Raw genomic sequence first — 2,213 nt, forward strand, 5'->3', positions numbered from 1 at the left:
TCAGGTACTGCAGATCGGAGCCGAAGAACATGTTCAGCGCGTCGGTCGGCGAGCAGATCATCGGTTCGCCACGACGGTTGAGCGAGGTGTTCAGCGACACGCCGTTGCCGGTGAGGACTTCGAGCGCTTTCATCATGTCGTAGTAGCGCGGGTTGTATTCGCGCTTGAGCACCTGGGCACGGGACGTACCGTCTTCGTGGACGACTTCCGGCACACGGGTTTTCCACTCGTCCGCCACTTCGAAAGTGAAGGTCATGAACGGCGCCGGGTGATCGATCTTGATCATCTGTGGCGCAACGGTGTCGAGCATCGACGGGCAGAAAGGCCTCCAGCGCTCGCGGAACTTGATCTGGTGGTTGATGCGGTCAGCCACGCCAGGAATGCTCGGGCAGCCGATGATCGAACGACCACCGAGTGCGCGCGGACCGAATTCCATGCGGCCCTGGAACCAGGCCACCGGGTTGCCATCGACCATGATCTTGGCGATCTGCTCAGGCATGTTGTCGAGCTTGCGCCAGGTCGGCTTGTTCTCGTGACGGGCGCACGCGGCGATCACGTCTTCGTTGCTGTACGACGGGCCGAGGTAGACGTGTTCCATCTTCTCGACCGGTACGCCACGGGCGTGCGACACGTAAGCGGCGGCGCCAACTGCGGTGCCGGCATCGCCGGACGCAGGTTGTACGAACAATTCTTTGACGTCATCGCGGGCGATGATTTTCTGGTTGAGCTTGACGTTCAACGCACAGCCGCCGGCGAACGCGAGTTTGCCGGTTTCCTTGAGGATGTCGCCCAGGTAGTGGTCGATCATCTGCAGCGAGATCTTTTCGAACAGCGCTTGCATGCTCGCGGCGTAGTGAATGTACGGCTCGTCAGCGATGTCGCCTTCGCGTTTCGGGCCCAGCCATTCGATCAGCTTCGGCGAGAAGTAGAAGCCTTTGCCCTTCTCTTTGTAGCGACGCAGGCCGATCACGTTGGCGTAGTCGGTGTTGATCACCAGTTCGCCGTTCTCGAACGAGGCCAGACGCGAGAAGTCATATTTGCTGGCGTCGCCGTACGGCGCCATGCCCATGACCTTGAACTCACCGTCGAGCATCTCGAAACCGAGGAAATCGGTGATCGCGCAGAACAGGCCGCCGAGGGAGTCCGGGTCGAAGAATTCCTTGATCTTGTGGATCTTGCCGTTTTCGCCATAACCGAAGAAGGTCGTGGCGTACTCACCCTTGCCGTCGATGCCGAGGATCGCGGTTTTCTCTTGGAAACCCGAGCAGTGGTAGGCGCTGGAGGCGTGAGCCAGGTGGTGCTCGACCGGCTCGATCTTGATCTTTTTCGGATCAAAACCCAGTTGCTCCAGGCACCAGACGATCTTGTTGCGATAGCGCTTGTAGCGGCGGTTGCCCATCAGAATCGCGTCAAGAGCGCGATCCGGTGCGTACCAGTAGCGCTTGGCGTAGTGCCAGCGCGCCTCGCCGAACAGGCTGATCGGTGCGAACGGAATCGCTACCACGTCAACGTCGGACGGCTTGATGCCAGCCTGCTCAAGGCAGAACTTCGCCGATTCGTAGGGCATGCGGTTCTTTGCATGCTTATCGCGTACGAAGCGCTCTTCCTCAGCCGCCGCCACCAACTTGCCGTCGATGTACAAGGCTGCTGAAGGATCATGGCTAAGGGCGCCGGACAGGCCAAGAATCGTCAATGCCACAGGGGTCTAGCCTCTTTAGTCTGCATGCAGGCGCAAGGCGCCTTGAAAATTGAAGTGCCCTCGCACCGGGCGAGAGACAGCTAAAGGGCGGGATTATAGCGTAAACGTGGCGGGAATGACCCTGTGCGAATTGCCCCAGGGGTATGAGCCTGATGAAAGCCTGTCCCGGCACCGGGTGCTGCGGAGATGAGGCGTATTGGGTCAGAGAGATTTGTGGGGCTTTGGCTGGCCTCTTCGCGAGCAAGCCCGCTCCCACAGGTGACCGCGTTCCTTCAGTGGGTGCGCGAGATGAGGTGTATTGGATCTGGGAGATTTGTGGGGCTTTGGCTGGCCTCTTCGCGAGCAAGCCCGCTCCCACAGGTGACCGCGTTCCTTCAGTGGGTGCGCGAGATGAGGTGTATTCGATCTGGGAGATTCGCGGGGCTTTGGCTGGCCTCTTCGCGAGCAAGCCCGCTCCCACAGGTGACCGCGTTCCTTCAGTGGGTGCGCGAGATGAGGTGTATTGGATCTGGGA

General features: G+C 60.0%; 1 protein-coding gene. It reads right to left on the bottom strand.

Annotated features, from left to right (window positions below):
* The coding region (locus ACIP1X_RS17895) for a carbamoyltransferase (protein WP_400753976.1) at positions 1 to 1,699 on the bottom strand (1,699 nt) is incomplete at its 3' end.
* Between the last annotated feature and the right edge of the window lie 514 nt (positions 1,700 to 2,213).

Source organism: Pseudomonas sp. NPDC088885, assembly GCF_044750025.1.
GTDB lineage: Bacteria > Pseudomonadota > Gammaproteobacteria > Pseudomonadales > Pseudomonadaceae > Aquipseudomonas > Aquipseudomonas rustica.